Origin of the sequence: Nocardioides sp., assembly GCF_035503875.1 — a bacterium.
In the GTDB taxonomy this organism is placed as follows: domain Bacteria; phylum Actinomycetota; class Actinomycetes; order Propionibacteriales; family Nocardioidaceae; genus Nocardioides.
In genome coordinates this window covers 38,391-56,578 of the sequence record NZ_DATJTA010000040.1, presented here as the reverse complement: position 1 = coordinate 56,578, position 18,188 = coordinate 38,391, and the positions used below count along the sequence as shown (strand labels likewise).

19 protein-coding genes are annotated in these 18,188 nt (G+C 72.7%); 17 read left to right on the top strand and 2 right to left on the bottom strand.

Annotated elements, in window-relative coordinates:
• Nucleotides 1-90 precede the first annotated feature (90 nt).
• Nucleotides 91-687: a TetR/AcrR family transcriptional regulator gene (locus tag VMF51_RS09570; protein ID WP_325474195.1), complete on the bottom strand. Its 597-nt coding sequence runs from the start codon at nucleotides 685-687 to the stop codon at nucleotides 91-93.
• 53 nt (nucleotides 688-740) lie between these two features.
• Here VMF51_RS09570 and VMF51_RS09565 point away from each other — a divergent pair, with 53 nt between their 5' ends.
• The 17 genes from VMF51_RS09565 (at nucleotide 741) to VMF51_RS09485 (ending at nucleotide 17,257) form a co-directional block, all read left to right on the top strand.
• Complete coding sequence (locus VMF51_RS09565) at nucleotides 741-2,138, top strand: MFS transporter (RefSeq protein ID WP_325474194.1); 1,398 nt, start codon at nucleotides 741-743, stop codon at nucleotides 2,136-2,138.
• Nucleotides 2,139-2,184: 46 nt separating this feature from the next.
• Nucleotides 2,185-2,718 carry an FAS1-like dehydratase domain-containing protein gene (locus VMF51_RS09560; protein ID WP_325474193.1) on the top strand — a complete coding sequence of 178 codons (534 nt, stop codon included), beginning with the start codon at nucleotides 2,185-2,187 and terminating at the stop codon, nucleotides 2,716-2,718.
• The gene (locus VMF51_RS09555) at nucleotides 2,715-3,128 is read left to right on the top strand and encodes a Zn-ribbon domain-containing OB-fold protein (RefSeq protein ID WP_325474192.1); all 414 of its coding nucleotides are present in this window, start codon (nucleotides 2,715-2,717) and stop codon (nucleotides 3,126-3,128) included. The genes VMF51_RS09560 and VMF51_RS09555 overlap by 4 nt, the downstream gene beginning before the upstream one ends.
• Nucleotides 3,125-3,547, top strand: a complete 423-nt coding sequence (locus tag VMF51_RS09550; RefSeq protein ID WP_325474191.1) for a beta-hydroxyacyl-ACP dehydratase — start codon at nucleotides 3,125-3,127, stop codon at nucleotides 3,545-3,547. Before VMF51_RS09555 ends, VMF51_RS09550 begins: the two co-directional genes overlap by 4 nt.
• On the top strand, nucleotides 3,544-4,731 hold the full coding sequence (locus VMF51_RS09545) for a lipid-transfer protein (RefSeq protein WP_325474190.1): 1,188 nt from the start codon (nucleotides 3,544-3,546) through the stop codon (nucleotides 4,729-4,731). The genes VMF51_RS09550 and VMF51_RS09545 overlap by 4 nt, the downstream gene beginning before the upstream one ends.
• 39 nt (nucleotides 4,732-4,770) lie before the next feature.
• Nucleotides 4,771-5,997, top strand: a complete 1,227-nt coding sequence (locus tag VMF51_RS09540; protein ID WP_325474189.1) for an acyl-CoA dehydrogenase family protein — start codon at nucleotides 4,771-4,773, stop codon at nucleotides 5,995-5,997.
• Between the two features lies 1 nt (nucleotide 5,998).
• Nucleotides 5,999-7,129: an acyl-CoA dehydrogenase family protein gene (locus tag VMF51_RS09535; RefSeq protein ID WP_325474188.1), complete on the top strand. Its 1,131-nt coding sequence runs from the start codon at nucleotides 5,999-6,001 to the stop codon at nucleotides 7,127-7,129.
• Entirely contained in the window at nucleotides 7,126-8,049 is a 924-nt protein-coding gene (locus VMF51_RS09530; protein ID WP_325474187.1) for an SDR family NAD(P)-dependent oxidoreductase, read from the top strand. Before VMF51_RS09535 ends, VMF51_RS09530 begins: the two co-directional genes overlap by 4 nt.
• Nucleotides 8,046-8,588, top strand: coding sequence for a nuclear transport factor 2 family protein (locus tag VMF51_RS09525; protein ID WP_325474186.1), 543 nt, complete (start codon nucleotides 8,046-8,048; stop codon nucleotides 8,586-8,588). Before VMF51_RS09530 ends, VMF51_RS09525 begins: the two co-directional genes overlap by 4 nt.
• Entirely contained in the window at nucleotides 8,581-9,474 is an 894-nt protein-coding gene (locus tag VMF51_RS09520; protein WP_325474185.1) for an SDR family oxidoreductase, read from the top strand. The genes VMF51_RS09525 and VMF51_RS09520 overlap by 8 nt, the downstream gene beginning before the upstream one ends.
• Nucleotides 9,471-10,487, top strand: coding sequence for an amidohydrolase family protein (locus VMF51_RS09515; protein ID WP_325474184.1), 1,017 nt, complete (start codon nucleotides 9,471-9,473; stop codon nucleotides 10,485-10,487). Before VMF51_RS09520 ends, VMF51_RS09515 begins: the two co-directional genes overlap by 4 nt.
• Nucleotides 10,484-11,119, top strand: a complete 636-nt coding sequence (locus VMF51_RS09510; protein ID WP_325474183.1) for a hypothetical protein — start codon at nucleotides 10,484-10,486, stop codon at nucleotides 11,117-11,119. The genes VMF51_RS09515 and VMF51_RS09510 overlap by 4 nt, the downstream gene beginning before the upstream one ends.
• 65 nt (nucleotides 11,120-11,184) lie before the next feature.
• On the top strand, nucleotides 11,185-12,000 hold the full coding sequence (locus VMF51_RS09505) for an SDR family NAD(P)-dependent oxidoreductase (protein ID WP_325474182.1): 816 nt from the start codon (nucleotides 11,185-11,187) through the stop codon (nucleotides 11,998-12,000).
• A gap of 56 nt (nucleotides 12,001-12,056) precedes the next feature.
• A complete protein-coding gene (locus VMF51_RS09500) occupies nucleotides 12,057-13,022 on the top strand; it encodes an alpha/beta hydrolase (RefSeq protein WP_325474181.1) in 966 nt (321 codons plus the stop codon).
• A gap of 8 nt (nucleotides 13,023-13,030) precedes the next feature.
• Nucleotides 13,031-14,650: an NAD(P)/FAD-dependent oxidoreductase gene (locus tag VMF51_RS09495; RefSeq protein ID WP_325474180.1), complete on the top strand. Its 1,620-nt coding sequence runs from the start codon at nucleotides 13,031-13,033 to the stop codon at nucleotides 14,648-14,650.
• A gap of 136 nt (nucleotides 14,651-14,786) precedes the next feature.
• Entirely contained in the window at nucleotides 14,787-16,490 is a 1,704-nt protein-coding gene (locus tag VMF51_RS09490) for an AMP-binding protein (RefSeq protein ID WP_325474179.1), read from the top strand.
• Entirely contained in the window at nucleotides 16,487-17,257 is a 771-nt protein-coding gene (locus VMF51_RS09485; protein ID WP_325474178.1) for an N-acyl homoserine lactonase family protein, read from the top strand. Before VMF51_RS09490 ends, VMF51_RS09485 begins: the two co-directional genes overlap by 4 nt.
• A gap of 99 nt (nucleotides 17,258-17,356) precedes the next feature.
• Here the strand turns inward: VMF51_RS09485 and VMF51_RS09480 are convergent, their stop codons facing one another.
• Entirely contained in the window at nucleotides 17,357-18,136 is a 780-nt protein-coding gene (locus tag VMF51_RS09480; RefSeq protein WP_325474177.1) for a hypothetical protein, read from the bottom strand.
• Between the last annotated feature and the right edge of the window lie 52 nt (nucleotides 18,137-18,188).

Sequence of the window (18,188 nt, the reverse complement as noted above, 5' to 3'; positions counted from 1 at the left end):
GCCGTACTCGGACATACAGAAGTCCGCTTCCCGGGGCGTCGCGCCGCCTGAGCCGACGCCTCGGACCGGACTTGTGTACGTCCGGCTACGTCAGACGACGCGCGGGCCGCGGCTCGCAGCCCCGTCGAGAAGCACCCGGACCAGCAGGTCGGAGAGCTCGTCGATCGAGTAGTTCTCCCGGGTGGGCCAGCGGTGCGTAGCCCACAGGGTGTCGCGCATGGTCCGGTAGATCACGTCCGTCGGTACGTCGTCGCGCAGCGTGCCGTCGGCGACGCCGGCCTCGATCGCCGACATCCACAGCGCCCGGACCTGGCCGGCGACCTCCTCGACGGGCTCGAGCATCCCCTGCTTGCGCAGGTACTGCTGGTCGCTCTGGTACATCGTCGTGACGTGGGGGTGCTCGGCGATCAGGGTGAGCGTCTGGTGCACCAGGCCGCGGATGGCCGAGATCGGGTCCGTCGCCTCCGAGAGCACGCCCTCCAGGTCCGCACGGATCGCCGCCATGTAGCGGTCCAGGAGCTCCGCGACGATCGCGTCCTTGGAGCGGAAGTGGTGGTACAGGCTGCCGGGCAGCATGGCGGCCGCGTCCCCGATGTCGCGGACCGTGGTGCCCGCGATGCTCTGGGTGGCGAAGAGCCTGCTCGCGTGCCGCAGCACCTCTTCGCGCCGGCCGGAGGGTTCGGTCATGCCGGAACCCTAGAGGCGCGTGCTCAAAACAAGCATTTGCTAGGTTGCCGCGCATGATGAGTGACCGGCTGCGCTTCCACGCCCTGGTGCTCCTGGCCCTGGCAACCGGCGTCGCCGTCAGCCTGGCCGCGCCGCTGGTGCCGATGATCGCCCGGGAGGAGGGCGTCTCGCTGGCCACCGCCCAGTGGGCGCTCACTGGCAGCTTCCTGGTGGCCGGCGTGGTCGCCCCGCTGCTCGGCCGGCTCGGCGTCGGTCGCCGGCTGCGGCCGACGCTGATCGTCACGCTGGGGCTGGGCGTGCTGGGCGCCCTGCTCGCGGCGCTGCCGACCGGGATCTGGGGCATCCTCGTCGGGCGTGCCCTCCAGGGCTTCGCGTACGCCGTCGGGCCGCTCCTCTTCGCGGTCGCCCGCAACGTGCTGCCCGAGGAGGAGGTCACGGGCGGCCTGTCGACGCTCTCGGTGGCCACCGTCGCCGCGGCGGGCCTGGGCTTCCCGGTCGTCTCGTTCGTGGCCAGCGTCGCGGGGCTCGGCGGCGCCCTCTGGTTCGGCTTCGCGCTGATGCTCCTGGGGCTGGCCATCGGGGTGGCCGTCGTGCCGTCGTCGACGGTGGTCGCGCCCGGCGGGCTGGACGTCACGGGAGCGCTGCTCCTCGGCGGCGGCACCTTCGCCGTGCTGCTGGGAGTGAGTCGCGGCGGCCTGTGGGGCTACGCCTCGCCCCGGACGCTGATCGTCCTGGGGGTCGGGGTCGTGCTGGTGGTGGTCGCGTTCCGCTGGTTCGGCCGGGTCGCGGTGCCCCTCATCGACTTCCGGCTGGCCCGGCTGCCGGTGGTGCTGGGGGCGCACCTGACCGCGGTCCTCGCGGGGGTGGGCATGTACGTGCTGATGACCTGTGTGCTGGTCATCGCCCAGAGTCCGCCCGGCGAGGGCTACGGGCTCGGCCGGTCGGTCGTCGTCGCCGGCCTGATGCTGACGCCGTACTCCGCCCTGAGCGTGGTGGGGAACCGGATCGCGCTGCGCGCCGGTCGCCACCTCGGTCCTGAGGTGCTGATCCCGATCGGGTGCCTGCTGTACGCCGCCTCGCTGCTGTCCCTGTGGCGCTGGCACGGCGATCCGTGGCAGCTCGTGGCGGCGATGTGCGTCGGCGGTACGGCGAGCGGCATGACCTTCAACGCGATCCCGTGGCTGGTGGTCCGGGCGGTCCCGAACGAGGAGACCGCCAGCGTGATGAGCGTGAACCTCGTGCTGCGCTTCGTGGGCTTCGCGATGGGCAGCGCGCTCGCCATCGCCGTGCTGTCCGCCTTCGGTGGCAGCGCCACCAGCCCGAGCCGGCTCGGCTTCGAGACCGCGACGCTCGTGGGCGCCGGAATCTGCCTCCTGGCGGCGGTGGTCGCGGCCGTCCTGATGAGCCGCCCGGGACCCGAGCCCCTTCCGGAGGCGGCGGACCCCTGCTAGGTTAAACAACCTAACGCTTGCTCAACTCCGATGAGGTGGTGGCCGGATGATCGACCTGCAGCGCTACGTGGGGCTCGAGGCCGAGCCGCCCCGGGTCTCGAGACACGTGGTCAACGAGGCGATGATCCGGCACTGGGTCGAGGCGCTCGAGGACGAGAACCCGGTCTACGTCGACGCCGAGGCCGCTCGCGCGCAGGGTCTCCCGGACGTGGCCTGCCCGCCCGCGATGATCTCCACCTGGGTGATGTCGGGCTACCGGCGCTACCGCGAGGTGCAGCGGCTGCGCGCCGAGGGCGTCGCCGAGGACTTCCCCTACGCCCGGCTGATGGCCGAGCTCGACGCGGCCGGCTTCACCTCGGTGGTCGCGACCGACGTGGAGCAGACCTACCACCGCACGGTGCACCCCGGTCAGCGGGTCACCTGCCACTTCGTCATCGAGGCGGTCTCCGAGCCCAAGACCACCGCCCTGGGGGAGGGCCACTTCCTCACCCTGCACAAGTCGTACGTCGACCAGGACCGGGTCGTCCTGGCGGAGGAGCGGTTCCGGCTGCTCCGCTTCAAGCCGAAGGAGACGCAGTGAGCACGACGTCCGTCCCCCCGATCATCCGCACCCACGACAACGTCTTCTGGTTCGACGCCGCCCGCGAGGGCCGGCTGCTGATCCAGCGGTGCGCGGACTGCGGCACGCTGCGGCATCCGCCGGGCCCGGTCTGCCCGTCGTGCCGGTCGTTCGAGTGGGACACCCTGGAGTCGTCGCGCCGGGGCACCCTGCACAGCTTCACCGTGATCCACCACCCGCAGGACCCGGCCTTCACCTATCCCCTCGCCGTCGGACTGATCGACCTCGAGGAGGGCACCCGCCTCGTCGCGGACATCGAGGGGGTCGATCCCGAGGACCTGCGCCTCGGGATGGACCTGGAGGTCGTCTTCGGGGCGCACGCCCACGACGAGACGCTGCCCCGACTGCGCCCCCTCGGCGGCGACCGATGAGCACCCGCGAGCGTCTCCCGGCCCACGCCGTCGGCGACCGGCTCCCGGAGCTCGTCGTACTCCTCGACCGCACGGCCATCGTCGCGGCGGCCATCGCCTCGCAGGACTTCGAGGACGTGCACCACGACCCGGGCAGGGCGCAGGAGCGGGGGATGCGCGACATCTTCATCAGCATCAACTCCACCAACGGGCTGATCGACCGCTTCGTCACCGACTGGGGCGGTCCGGCCACCCGGATCCGGTCGGTCTCGCTGCGGCTCGGCGTCCCGCACTTCGCCGGCGACACCCTCACCTTCGGTGGCGAGGTCACGGAGCTGGTGGACGGGCTGACGACGCTGAAGGTCGTGGGCCGCAACGAGCTGGGGGTGCACGTGAGCGCCACCGTCACCCTCTCCGAGCACGAAGGGAACACCCTGTGAGCGTCACCCAGACCTTCTCCCGGCGCGCCGCGATCGCGGGCATCGGCGCCACCGAGTTCTCCAAGGACTCCGGCCGCAGCGAGTGGCGGCTGGCCTGCGAGAGCGTCCTCGCCGCCCTCGCCGACGCCCAGATCGGGGTGGAGGAGGTCGACGGCTTCGCCCTGTTCACCATGGAGACCAACCCGGAGATCGCGGTCGCCCGCGCCCTCGGCATCCCGGAGCTCAAGTTCTTCAGCCGGATCCCGCACGGCGGCGGCGGTGCCTGCGCCCCGGTCCAGCAGGCCGCCCTCGCGGTGTCCAGCGGCGTCGCCGACGTCGTCGTGGTCTACCGGGCCTTCAACGAGCGCTCCGGCCACCGCTTCGGCGCCGGCCCGCCGCCGTTCGCCTACGTGCAGAACACCGACCAGGAGTACCGCAACTGGATCAACCCCTACGGCCTCCTCACGCCGGCCCAGCAGGAGGCGTTCCTGGCCCAGCGCTACATGGCGAAGTACGGCGCCACCAGCGAGGACTTCGGCCGGGTCTCGGTGCTCTCCCGCAAGCACGCGGCGAACAACCCGCTGGCGTGGTTCCACGGTCGGCCGATCACGCTCGAGGACCACCAGGCGTCGAAGTTCATCGCCGAGCCGCTCCGGCTGCTCGACTGCTGCCAGGAGAGCGACGGCGGCCAGGCGCTGGTCATCGTGAGCGCCGAGCGCGCCCGCGACCTGCCGCACCCGCCGGCCCTGGTCAGCGGCGCCGCCCAGGGGGTGGGGCCGCAGCAGATCTCCATGAGCAGCTACTACCGACCCGACATCGACGAGATGCCGGAGGTCGGGCTGGTCGCCCGGCAGCTGTGGCAGCAGTCGGGTCTCGGGCCGGCGGAGATCGACGCCGCCGTCCTGTACGACGCGTTCACGCCGATGGTGCTCCTGCAGCTCGAGGAGTACGGCTTCTGCGGCCGGGGCGAGGCCAAGGACTTCCTGCTCGACGGGAACCTCGAGGTCGACGGACGCCTGCCCGTCAACACGCACGGCGGTCAGCTCGGCGAGGGCTACCTGCACGGCATCAACGGCATCGCCGAGGGGGTCCGGCTGATCCGGGGCACCTCGACCAACCAGCCGGCGAAGGCGATCGACAACGTCCTCGTGACGGGTGGATCGCCGGTTCCCCACAGCGGCCTGGTGCTCAGCGCCGACCGCTGACCCTGCCTACCGCCGCCGTACCGACCCGACAGGAGTCCCATGCATCCCGATCTCTCACCCGAGTCGAAGGCGCTGCGCGCCGAGCTCCGGGCGTACTTCGCCGCCACCATCTCCGAGGAGGACCGCGTCGACCTGGTCACCCAGACCGAGGGCGGGCCGACCTTCGAGCGGATCCTGCGCCAGATGGGCAAGGACGGCTGGCTCGGCCTCGGCTTCCCGACCGAGTACGGCGGCCGCGGCGAGGACCCCGAGGCGCTCTTCGTCTTCTACGACGAGTGCATCCGCGCCAACGCCCCGCTCTCGCTGGTCACCCTGAACACGGTGGCGCCCGCGCTGATCAAGCACGGCACGGCGGAGCAGAAGGAGTACTTCCTGCCCCGGATCCTGGCCGGCGAGCTGATCTTCGCGATCGGCTACACCGAGCCCGACGCCGGCACCGACCTCGCCTCCCTGCAGACCCGCGCGGTCCGCGACGGCGACGACCTGGTGATCAACGGCAACAAGATCTTCACCAGCGCCGGCGTCTTCGCGGACTGGGTCTGGCTCGCCGTGCGCACCGATCCGGACGCGCCGCGGCACCGGGGCATCTCGGTGGTCCTGGTCCCGACCTCGTCGCCGGGGTTCTCCGTCACCGAGATCCACACGGTCGGCGGGATCAGCACGTCCGCGACGTACTACGAGGACGTCCGGGTCCCGGTGAGCAACGTGATCGGCGAGCTGAACCAGGGCTGGGGGCTGATCACCAACCAGCTCAACCACGAGCGCGTGGCGCTGGCCGCCCGCAACGGCATCGCCAACGAGATGTACGACCAGGTGCTGGCCTGGGTCCTCGCGGAGCGGGTCGGCGAGCACCGCGTGTACGACGTGCCGTGGGTGCGCTCGAAACTGGCCGAGACCTACGCGCTGCTGAGCGCCTCGGAGCTGGTCAACCTGCGTCTGGTCGCCGACGTGGCCGCCAACACCCTCGACGGCGGCGACTCCGCCGCCGCCAAGATCTTCGGCACCGAGGCGGTCGTGACGGCGTACGGCATGTTGCAGGAGGTGCTCGGTGCCACCGGGCTGCTGCGCCCGGGCAGCCGGGGCGCCGCCCTGGACGGGCGCGTGGAGTCGCTGGGGCGCCGCTCGCAGAACAACACGTTCGGCGGCGGCACGAACGAGGTGATGCGCGAGATCGTCGCGGCCAAGACCCTCGGCATGACCGTCGGTGCGCGACGGGCCGCCGCTTCCACCGACCGAGCCGGCGTCGCCGGCGCCCAGGAGGGCTGAGATGGAGTTCAGGTTCGACGACGACCAGGTGCAGGTCGCCGCGCTGGCCGCGGAGGTCTTCACCGACCGCGCCGAGGTCGAGCGGGTACGCGCCGTGGAGCAGGACGAGGCCGGCTTCGACGGCGCGCTGTGGCGGACCCTCGGCGACACCGGGCTGCTCGGCGTCGCCCTGCCCGAGGCGGTCGGAGGGTCCGGGCTCGGCATGCTGGGGCTGGTCGCCCTCCTGGAGCAGCAGGGCCGCCGCGTGGCCCCGGTGCCGCTGTGGAGCGCCGTGGCCACGGCCGGGTTCCCGATCGCCGAGTTCGGCTCCGTCGACCAGCGACAGCGCTGGCTGCCCGGTCTCCTCGACGGCACCCACGTGCTCACCGGCGGCTTCGAGCAGGCCGCCGACGGCTCCGAGCCGGTCCGCGGTACGCGCTCCGGCGACCGGATCCGGCTGGGCGGGCGACTGGCATCCGTCCCCGGTGGTGGCGTCGCCGTCGCGGTCGTCGTACCGGTGGACCTCGGCGGCGACGAGGTCGTCCTGGCCGTCGTCCCGACGGACCGCCAGGGCGTGCGGATCACCTCCGTCGACGCGACCGACCGGGTGAACGCCGCCGCGATCGACCTGGACGGGGTCGAGCTCGGACCCGACGACGTGCTCGCCGGAGCCGGCCCGCATGCGGCCGGGTGGACCCGGACCCGTGCTCGGGTGGCGCTCGCGGCGCTGATGGTCGGCGTCGGCGAGGAGGCCCTGCGGATGACCGCGGCGTACACCTCGCAGCGGCACCAGTTCGGCCGGCCCCTCTCGACCAACCAGGCGGTGCCGCTGCGCGCCGCCGACGCCCACCTCGACGTCGAGGCCATCCGGCTCACCACCCGCCGGGCCGCGTGGGACCTGGACCGCGGCGCCGAGCACGAGGGCCGGGTCGCGGCCCTCGTGGCCAAGCTGTGGGCGTCGCGCGGCGGGTTGCGCATCGTCCACGCGACCCAGCACCTGCACGGCGGTCTCGGCGCCGACGTCGACTACCCCATCCACCGCTACTTCCTGTGGGGCCGCCAGGTCGCCTTCACCCTCGGCAGCGCCGCCGCCGTCCAGGCGCTCCTCGGCGACCTCCTGGAGACCGCCCCCGCGATCGGAGCACCCGCATGAGCGCCGCCCACCTCGCCCTCGTCACCGGCGCGAGCCGGGGCATCGGCCGGTCCATCGCCCGGCGGCTGGCCGCCGAGGGCATCACGGTCGCGGCCGTCGCCCGCACCCTGCGGCCGGGTGACGGCACCCTCGCCGGCTCCCTGGAGGAGACCGTCGAGCTGATCCGGGCCGACGGCGGAACCGCCGAGGCGTTCGCCGCGGACCTGGGTGCCGCGGACCTGGACCGCGTCGCCCTGGTCGAGCGCATCGAGGAGCGGCTCGGCGGCACCGTCGACATCCTGGTCAACAACGCCGCGGCGACGCGGCACCACGGCGCGACCTTCCTCGACATCCGCCGCGAGTGGTTCCTCGACTCGGTCGAGACCAACCTGTGGAACACCTGGGACCTGGCCAAGGCCGTCGTCCCGGGGATGCGTCGTCGCGGTGCGGGCTGGATCCTCAACATCTCCTCGCGCACCTCGGCGCCGCGCGTCGGGCCGCCGTACGCCCCGCACCCGCTCGCGGGCGCCGTGCTGTACGGCGGGACCAAGGCGATGCTCGACCGGATGACCACCGGCATGGCGATGGAGCTGGCTCCGGACCGGATCGCCGTCAACGCGCTCGCGCCCAACCGCGGGGTGGCGACCGAGAACGCCTCCGCCGTCGTACCCGGCTGGCCCTCGGAGCCCGAGGAGACGATGGCCGAGGCGGCGCTCGCCCTGTGCACCGGCGACCCCGCGACGCTGACCGGGCGGGTGACCTACAGTCTGCCGCTGCTCCGCGAGCTGGACCGCCCGGTCCGGACCCTCGACGGCACGACCCTCGTCGAGGGGTGGCAGCCGGCCGACCTCGACGAGGCCTCCTTCCTGCCCGACTACCTCTCGTTCAACCCGCCACCGGCGCTGCCCGACGAGCTGCTCCGGGCCCGGAGCGTCGGATGAGCGGCCCGGAGGACGCCGCCGCTCGGCTGGCGCTGCTCGAGGACCGGCAGGAGATCCGCGACCTGGTGGCGACGTACTGCCGAGCCGTCGACCGGCTGGATCTCGAGGCGCTGCGCTCGGTCTACACGCCCGACGGCATCGACCACCACACCGGCTTCGACGGCTCCGTCGACGAGTTCATCGCCTACCTGGCTTCGGCGCTGCCGGTGCTCGACGGCACCCAGCACCTCATCGGGAACCACCTTGCCGAGATCCGCGGGGACGAGGCGGTCGCGGAGACGTACGGGACGGCGGTGCACTGGGGGTCGCCCGCCGATGCGGCGTCGCTCAACTGGACCAGCGGGTTCCGGTACGTCGACCACCTCGTCCGGACCGAGGTCGGCTGGCGGGTCAGGGAGCGTTGGGCCATCCGGGAGTGGGCGGTCACGTTCGCGGGCCGCCAGTTCGTCACCGCGGACCAGCAGCAGCGCGGCCGCGACTCGGCCGAGCCGCTGTGGGACGCCCTGCGGCAGCTGCGCGGGGAGCACGGGGGTGACTGACGACCTGGGCCTGTCGGGCCTCCTGGGTCTGGAGGGCAAGGTCGCGCTGGTCACCGGCGCCGGGGCGGGCATCGCCCGCGAGACCGCGCTGCGGCTGGCCGCGGCCGGGTGCGACGTGGCCGCGATGGACCTCGACGGCGAGGGCGCCGAGGCGTGCGCCGCGCAGGTCCGCTCCCTCGGCCGCCGGGCCGTGGCGATCCAGGGCGACCTGACCGACCACGAGACGCCCCGCCGGATGGTGGCCGAGGCGGTCGACGCGCTCGGTCCGGTCGCGGTCGCGGTCAACGTCCCGGGCGGGACCGCCGGGGTCAACAAGTCGTTCCTCGACGTCACCCCGGAGGAGCTGCACCGGGTCCTGGAGCTGAACCTGGTCTCGACCTTCCTCTCCTGCCAGGCCGAGGCGATCGCGATGATCGAGCACGGCGTCGCCGGGGTGATCGTGAACGTGGCCTCCACCAGCGGGATGACGGCGTCGCCGAACCTCTCGCCGTACGGCTCCTCGAAGGCGGCGGTCGTCCACTTCACGAAGACGGCCGCGGTGGAGCTGGCGCCGTACGGCATCCGGGTGAACTGCCTGGTGCCGGGCACCCACTGGACCCAGGCCACCCGGCGACTCGGCCAGGGCCCGGAGTCGACCCCCGAGCACCGGGAGTTCTTCGCCGCGGCCGCCCGCGCGACGCCGCTGGGCCGGCTCGGGGAGCCGGGGGAGACCGCCGGGGTCGCGCTCTTCCTCGCCTCGGACCTCTCGTCGTACCTGACCGGGCACGCCGTGGTCTCCGACGGCGGGGTGCTGCACACGACGGCGCGCCCCGCGCTCGGCGGCGGCTCGGTGCCGGCCGCCCTCCGGGACCTCCTCGGCCCGACCGACCCGGAGGGGCAGCCGTGAGCGAGCTCGAGATCATCGACATGCACACCCACGTGCAGCGCGACGACGCGCACGGGCACGAGATGCGGGACTACTTCCTCACCCCGCACCTGGTGAAGCCGGACGCTCCCAACCTCGGCACCGTGCCCGAGCTGCTGGAGATGCTGGCGCAGACGGGCATCACCGCCGCGAACATGCTGATGTTCACGTGGAGCGGCCGGTACCTGCGCCACGGCGCCTACCTGCTGCCCGACGACGAGCCTCGCCGCTCCCGGGAGGAGACGGAGCTCCGTGAGCGGGTCGCCGTACGAATCCGGACCAACAACGACTGGGCGGCCGCCACGGTGGTCGAGCAACCACGGCTCGGCTTCTTCGCGGGGGTGAACCCCGTGGTGCTCGGATCCCAGGGCGCGGTCGAGGAGGTCGTCCGGCAGCGTGCCCGGGGTGCCCTCGGCGTGAAGCTGGTGCCGTCGGACCTGGGGATCCCCGGGGAGGACCCGCTGCTCTTCGAGCTCTACGAGCACTGCGTCGCGGAGCGCATCCCGGTGCTGACCGAGACCGGCGGGCACAGCCCCCACTGCCGCCCGGCGGGGTTCGCCGGTGCGCTGCGACGCTTCCCGACCCTGCAGCTGGTCTTCGCCCACTGCGGGCACGACCGGACGTTCGGCGGACCGCTCGACCAGGAGTTCCTGGACCTCGCCGCCCGGTACGACCACGTGTACGGCGACACCTCGCTGCGGCTGCACGAGGTCGCGGACGGCACCGTCTCGCCCGAGGAGCTGGTGGCCTTCGTGCGCCGGGTCGGCAGCGAGCGGGTCATGTTCGGCACCAACTACGTTTTCTGCGACCTGCTCCCGCAGCGGCCTGATCACCGGCCGGCGCCGGAGCACGTGGACCCGCGCTTCACCCAGGCGTGGAAGTCGGTGGAGGTGCTCAAGACGCTGCCCCTGACCGACGACGAACGCACCGCGCTGGCCGCCGGCAACTTCAAGCGCCTCACCGGCTTCGCCGTACCCACCGAGGTTCGCCCGTGAGCGCCGGCGAGGTCGCCGTCGACCTGAGCCCGGACCGCGCGGAGGTCTGGGAGGCGACCGGCGAGCTGGTCGAGGCGACCCGGCGGCTGATGCGGCACGTCTCCACCTCGCAGGCGGACCCGGACCGGCTGCGGGCCGCGGCCGCCGCGCTGGACGCGGTCACCGCCGAGCTGGGCGAGGCCGGTCCGCGGGTGCTCCGGGTGCCTTTCGACGAGGAGGCGGTGCGACAGGTCCGCGCCGGCCGGGCGTGGACGATGTTCCGCTTCAACCCGATGATGGTGCCGCTGCGGATGGTCGTGGACGGGGCGCGAGGACGCGCGGAGCTCACCCCGGACTCCGTCCACGAGGGGCCGCCCGACCTGCTGCACGGCGGGTTCGCCGCGCACATCCTCGACGCCTTCCTCGGCTCGCTCGTCCAGGCCCAGGGCCGACCGTGCTACACCGCCGGGCTCGAGCTCGCCTTCCGCGCGCCGACCCTGCTCGACGTACCGATCGTCGTCGAGGGCGAGGTGGCCGAGCCCGAGGGCCGCAAGGTGCGGGCGACGGCCTGGATCAGCCAGCGCGGGCAGCGCACCGTCGAGGCGACCGGCCTCTTCATCCAGCCCGCCACCGGCTCCGCCGACATCTTCTGACGACTCGGCGGGCAACTTCTGCCGACTCGAGGGACAACTTCTGCCGACTCGACCTTGGAGGCTCCATGACCCTGACCAGTGGCACCGCGCTCGTGACCGGAGGTGGCTCGGGGATCGGGGAGGGGTTGGTCCGTCGGCTGGCCGAGCGCGGGATGACGGTGCTCGTGGCCGACGTCGACCTCGGGAGGGCCGAGGCGGTGGCGGAGCGGGTGCGGGCGGACGGCGGCGAGGCCGTGGCCCACTCCGTCGACGTGACCGATCCCGCCGCGATGGGTCGGCTGGCGGGGGAGGTGTTCGAGCGGCACGGCAGCCTGGAGCTGCTGGTCAACAACGCCGGGATCGAGACCGGTGGCCGGGTCTGGGAGATCGACCCGGCCCGATGGCGGAGCCTGATGGCGGTCAACCTCGACGGGGTCTTCCACGGGGTCGCGGCGTTCGTGCCCCGGATGATCGGGCAGGGCTCGCCCGCGACGGTGGCCAACGTGGCCTCGGTCGGCGGGGTCACGACGATGCCGTTCCAGGGCGCGTACATCGCCAGCAAGCACGCGGTCGTGGGGCTGTCGGAGTGCCTGTTCCACGACCTCGCCGACGTCGGGTCGGCGGTGCGGGTCTCGGTGGTGCTGCCCGGCTGGGTGCGCACCCGGATCTTCGCCGACGCCGGTGGGCTCGCACCCCAGGGGGACTCGGGAGCGGGCGAGCACTTCGAAGCCATGCGGGTCTCGAACCTGGAGCGCGGCCTCGACCCGTACGACGCCGCCGAGCGGATCGTCGACGGCCTGGCCCGCGGCGACTTCTGGGTGTTCACCGACGACCGGGGACCGGAGCTGATGCGCCGCCGTGGCGAGCAGCTCCTCGAGCGGGGCCTGCCGACGCAGCCCTGACCCCGGACCCGGGGGTACGACCTGGACAAACTATTCCTAACAGGTACATTCCTCCTGTGAATAAGTTGCCCAACGAGGTCGACGAGATGCTCGCGGCGCTGGACGCCGGGTTCCCGGCCGTCGCGACGCTGAGCCCCGACGAGGTGCGGGAGCTGGTGGCGAGCCGTGCGCAGCCGCCGACGAACCTCGACGACGTGCGGTCGGCGACGGACGAGTTCATCGAGGACGCGGAACGCACGCTGCGGGTGCGGGTCTACCAGCCGCACGGCACCACCGACGTCGCCCGACCCGTGGTGGTGTTCTGCCACGGCGGCGGCTTCGTGTTCTGCGGCATCGAGTCCCACGACGGGTTCTGCCGGACGATGTCGCGCCGGCTGGACGCGGTCGTGGTCTCGGTGGAGTACCGGCTGGCTCCCGAGGCCAAGGCTCCGGCCGCCGCCCAGGACGCGTTCCTGGTGACCCGCTGGGTCGTCGAGCAGGCCGAGCGGCTCGGCGTGGACGCCGGCCGGGTGCTGGTGGCCGGCGACAGCGCGGGCGGCAACCTGGCCGCGGCGGTCTGCCTGATGGCGCGCGACGCCGGTGGCCCCGCGATCGCGGGTCAGGTGCTGCTCTACCCGGTGCTGGAGCCGGTCTTCGGCAACGAGGGCCACCGCCGCTTCGGCACCGGCTGCTACAACACGACCGACAACATGCGTTGGTACTGGCAGCAGTACCTGCCCGACGGCCCGGTCCCCGAGCCCGTCGAGTACGTCGTCCCGCCGCGGGCCGCCAGCCTGGCCGGGCTGCCGCCGGCGGTGGTCGTCACCCCGGGTCGTGACCCGTTGACCACCGAGGGCGAGGAGTACGTCGTCCGGCTGCGCGCCGACGGCGTACCCGTGCGGCACCGGCACTACCCCGACCTGTTCCACGGCTTCGCCACGATGGCGACCCTCGCGGCGGGGGCCAGTGCCCGCGAGCTGCTGTGGTCGGACGTCGACGTGCTGCTGGCGAGCCTTCCGTCCGCTTCGTCCCCCACCCTCTAGGAGTCCCGATGAATCAGCCCGAGAGCGCGACGCCCGCCGAGCCCCTGGACTTCCTGGTGGTCGGCGCCGGGTTCGCCGGCATGTACGCGCTGATCCAGGCCCGTCGCCGCGGCTGGAGCGTGCTCGGCCTGGAGGCGGCCACGGGTGTGGGCGGGGTGTGGTTCTGGAACCGCTACCCCGGCGCCCGGTGCGACGTGGAGAGCCTGGACTACTCCTACTCCTTCGACGAGGACCTGCAGCAGGAGTGGGTGTGGTCGGAGCGCTACGCCACGCAGCCCGAGATCAGGCGCTACGCCGAGCACGTCGCGGAGCGGTTCGACCTGCACCGCGACCTGCGGTTCGGCGCCCGCGTGGTCCGCGCGACGTTCGACGAGGCGAGCGTCCTGTGGACCCTCGAGACCGACGGCGGCGAGGTGTTCCGGGCCCGCTACGTCATGTTCGCGACCGGGAGTCTCTCGACCCCGAACGTGCCGCCGATCCCGGGGCTGGAGACCTTTGCGGGCCGGATGCTGCTGACCGCGCAGTGGCCCGAGGAGGAGGTGGACTTCTCCGGACGGCGCGTCGGCGTCGTCGGCACCGGGTCCTCCGGCATCCAGGCGATCCCGATCATCGCGGAGGCGGCCGAGCGGCTGACCGTGTTCCAGCGGACGCCGAACTTCAGCGTGCCGGTCCTCAACCGCGACCTGCCGCCGGAGCAGCTGGAGGAGGAGAAGCGCAACTACGCCCACCGGCGTACCGTCTCGCGGGCCAGCGGCGGCGGGTCGATGCACCAGGCCTACCCGAGGGCGTTCGAGGAGATCGACGACGCGGAGCGCCGGGCGGCGTTCGAGGCGGGCTGGGCCACCGGCGGGGTGCTGTTCAGCAAGGTGTTCCCGAACCAGATGACCGACCCGGTGGTCAACGCCGCGGCGGCGGAGTTCGCGGCCGAGAAGATCCGCTCGATCGTGACCGACCCGCGGACCGCCGAGGACCTGGTCCCCACCGACCACCCGATCGGGACCAAGCGGATCTGCACCGACAGCGGCTACTACGCGACCTTCAACCGCGACAACGTGGAACTGGTCAACCTGCGCCGCGAGCCGATCACCGAGATCACCTCCTGGGGGGTCAAGACCACCACCGGCTCCTATGAGCTCGACGTCCTGGTGCTGGCCACGGGCTTCGACGCCCTCACGGGCTCGCTGACCCGGGTCGACCTGCGCGGCCCGCGCGGTGACGTGCTCGCCGAATCCTGGGCGGACGGTCCCCAGACCCTGGTGGGGCTGCTGGTCCCCGGGTTCCCGAACCTGTTCATCCCGCACGGCCCGGGGAGCCCCTCGGTGTTCGCGAACATGGTCATGGGAGCCGAGCACCAGGTCGACTGGGTCCTGGACCTCGTCGAGCACGCGCGGGCCCGCGGGCACACGATGGTCGAGGCCCGTCGGGACGCCGCCGCGGCCTGGACCCGGCACGTGGACGACGTGGCCAACGGGACCCTCTTCCCCCAGGCCGCCTCGTGGTACTCCGGCGCCAACATCGAGGGCAAGGCCGCCAGCTTCATGCCCTACCTCGGCGGCCTCAAGGGCTACATCGACCGCTGCTCCGAGGTCCGCGACGCCGACTACGCCGGAGTCGTCTTCTCCTCCTGACTCGTTCGCGATCCAGCCTCCGACCGCCGACGCCGCCCCTCCGGGCGGCGTCGGCGGTCGTGCTCGAGCCGCTTGACGAGGGGCACCCCCGACCCTACGGTTGAGGCAACCAAATGCTTGCTCAAATGGAGGATTCATGGAGACGTTCGCCGAGGTCGTACGCCGCCGGGTCGGGGACGACCACGAGGGCCTGCGGTTCGAGGGCCGCAGCTGGACCTGGGACGAGGTCGTCCGGGAGTCGTGCGTGCGGGCGTCGCTGCTGCGGACGGTCGAGCCGGGGGAGGGCCGTACCCAGCGGCACGTCGGGATCCTGCTGCAGAACGTCCCCGACTTCGTCTTCTGGATCCTCGGTGCCGCGCTCAACGGGGACGCCGTCGTCGGCATCAACCCGACCCGCCGCGGCGCGGAGCTCGCCCACGACGTCCGGCACGCCGACTGCGACCTGCTGCTCACCGAGCCGATGTACGCCGACAGCATCGACGGTCTCGACCTCGGCATCCCGGCCGACCGGGTGCTCGACATCGAGTCCGCGGCGTACGCGCGCCTGCTCGAGGAGCACGCCGGCGCCGAGCTGCCGGCTGGGCTGCCCGACCCCGCGAGCATCCTGCTGCTGCTCTTCAGCTCCGGGTCGACGGGTGCGCCCAAGGCGGTGATCTGCAGCCAGGGCCGCCTCGGCCGCCTCACCGAGAGCATGGCCGAGCGGATCGCCGTACGGCGCGGCTCGGTCAACTACCTGTGCCTGCCGCTCTTCCACGGCCACGCGATCATGATGACCCTGGCCACCGCGGCCGAGGTCGGCGCGACCGTCGTCATGGTCCGCAGGTTCTCGGCCTCCCGCTTCATCTCCGACATCCGCGAGCACCGGATCACCTTCTTCAACTACGTCGGTCGGGTGCTCAGCTACATCCTGAGCCAACCCGAGCAGGAGTCGGACCGGGACAACTCCCTCGAGGTCGTCTTCGGGTCCGAGGCGTCCCCGGCCGAGGTGCGTGCCTTCCGCGAGCGCTTCGCGTGCCCCGACGTCCGGGAGGGGTACGGCGCCAGCGAGGGCGTCATCCGGATCACGCCGGTGCCGGGATCCCCGGACAACTCGCTCGGTCTGCCCGCAGCCGGGGTGGTCGCGGAGATCCGCGACCCGGAGACGGGCGAGGAGTGCCCGCGGGCGGTCTTCGACGACGCCGGGGTGCTGCTCAACGCCGAGCAGGCGACGGGCGAGATCGTGGCGATCGGCCGGGGCGCATCGTTCGAGGGGTACTACCGGAACCCCGGGGCGATGGCCGACCGGCTGAAGCTCGGCGGGGAGCACTTCTGGACCGGTGACCTCGGCTACCGCGACGAGGCGGGCTACTTCTACTTCGGCGGCCGGCCCGCCGACTGGCTGCGCGTCGACGGGGAGAACTTCGGCGCCGCCCCGGTCGAGCGCATCCTGGTGCGCTTCCCGGCCTTCGCCGGAGCGCACGCGTTCGGCGTACCCGATCCGAAGACGGGCGACCTGCTGATGGCCGTCGTCACGCTCAAGGACGGCCACGACTTCGACCCCGAGCGGTTCTCCGCCTTCCTGGCCGAGCAGCCCGACCTCGGGGCCAAGTGGCGACCGACGTTCGTCCGGGTGGTCGACGCCGTACCGACCACGGCCAACGGCAAGATCGACAAGGCGCCGCTGCGCGTCGCCGCGTGGGAGGCCAACGACGTCTGGTTCGCCCCGACCCGGACCAGCCCCTACGCGCGGCTCACCGACGAGCAGCGGACGGACATCCGGGCGACGTTCATCGCCGCCGGACGCGAGAACGCTCTCCCGGCGGGCAGTCGCGCCCTGCTTGCGGCCGCCGGCGAGCGATGAGCCGCGCTGCCCGCATGTGGGCGCTGGAGCCGGCGACGTACCAGTCGCCGGCCCAGGTGGCGCTCCTCGGCGAGGGGGCGCCGCGGATCCCGTTCCCGATCTACCTCGTGGAGCACGCCGACGGGCTGGTGCTGTACGACGCCGGCCTGGACCCCGACCACGCGGGCGACCCGGTCGGCGGGTACGGCGAGATGGCGGAGCGGATCCGGATCGACTTCCGCCACGAGCACCTCGTCGAGCACCACCTCGACCGGCTGGGGTTCACGCTGGCCGACGTGACGACGGTCGTGGCCTCGCACCTGCACTTCGACCATGCCGGCGCGCTCAAGCGGTTCCCGCACGCGACGACGTACGTCGGCGCCGGCGAGCTGGAGTACGCCCGGGCGCCGGAGCGCTTCGCCTCGACCTGGTTCCGCACCGAGGACTTCGACGATAGGCACGGCATCGCCTGGACCGAGCTGTCCGGCGACCGCGACCTGTTCGGCGACGGCGCCGTGACCGCCCTGCACCTGCCCGGTCACACCCCGGGCTCCCTGGCGCTGCTGGTCCGGCTGCGCGGGCAGTCGTTCATCCTCACCGGCGACGTCGTACATACCCGCGGGGCCTACGACGCCGAGATCCACTACCACGGCGACGTCGACTCGGTCGCCGCCCGCGCGTCCCTGCGCCGCCTGGCCCACCACGAGCGGGCCAGTGCGGCGCAGGTCTGGATCGCCCACGACCCCGAGGACTGGGAGCGGTACGGCGGGGCGGGGGAGAAGCGCTGACCGGGGTCGGGACGCAGATTCACCGGTAGACCGGAGTACCTGGACGTTCTCGGCCGAAACTTCAGCCCAGAACGTCCGGTCCGGGCGCAGAGGTCCGGTTCACCAGTCCTGCCACGGGATGATCGTCCGCACCGGCGTGGCGAGCAGTACGTCGGTGCCCGTGCCAGACGGGTCGCCGTCGCCCGCGTCGGCGAGGGCCTGCTCCGCCGCGTGGATGCGCTCGGTGGTCTCGAGCGGCTCGCCGTCGAGGTAGACCAGGCGCAGCCGGAGTGATCCGGGTGCGTGCTCGCCGCCGTCGGTCATCGGCAGCGTGGAGTGCTGCTGGTGGTGGGAGAAGCTGAACGTCCAGGCGCCTGCGACCCCGTCGAGGTCGAGGAGCGCGGGGATCAGCCGGCGGTCCTCCCAGGTGTGCCGGGCGTGGGTGGCGGCACCGTGGTGGTCCTGGTGGCGGGTGAGCGTGACGTGGAGGCCCCGGTTGGGCCGGAAGGGCAGGACGTCGGGGCCGACCAGCGCCGAGGCGGCGGCGTACCCCTTCACGGGGCGGAAGAAGCCGAGCAGGTTGCGGTGCACGCCGGGCAGCAGCGGCCCGCGACCCCACTGGAAGGAGTCCTCGCCGAGGCGATCCCAGGCGCCGACCGACTCCTCGATCGGGGAGCGGAACCAGTACATGGCGACGTAGTCGGTCCGGGCGTGCGTGGCGTCGGTGCCGGTGCTGACGGACTTGTACTCCTCGGGCCGGCTCCACCGGTCGCCCCAGGCCACGCCGGGGAGGGCGAGGTTCTCCGGTCGGTGGTCCAGCTGGTGCCACTGGTTGTAGGTGCGGTGGTCCGCGGCGCTCGCGTTGCTCAGCGTGACGAACGAGAAGAAGGCAAGGTCCACGTCGGCTCCCTATCAAGTGCTTGGTTGGGAACTCTACTGGGTGCCGCCGTCG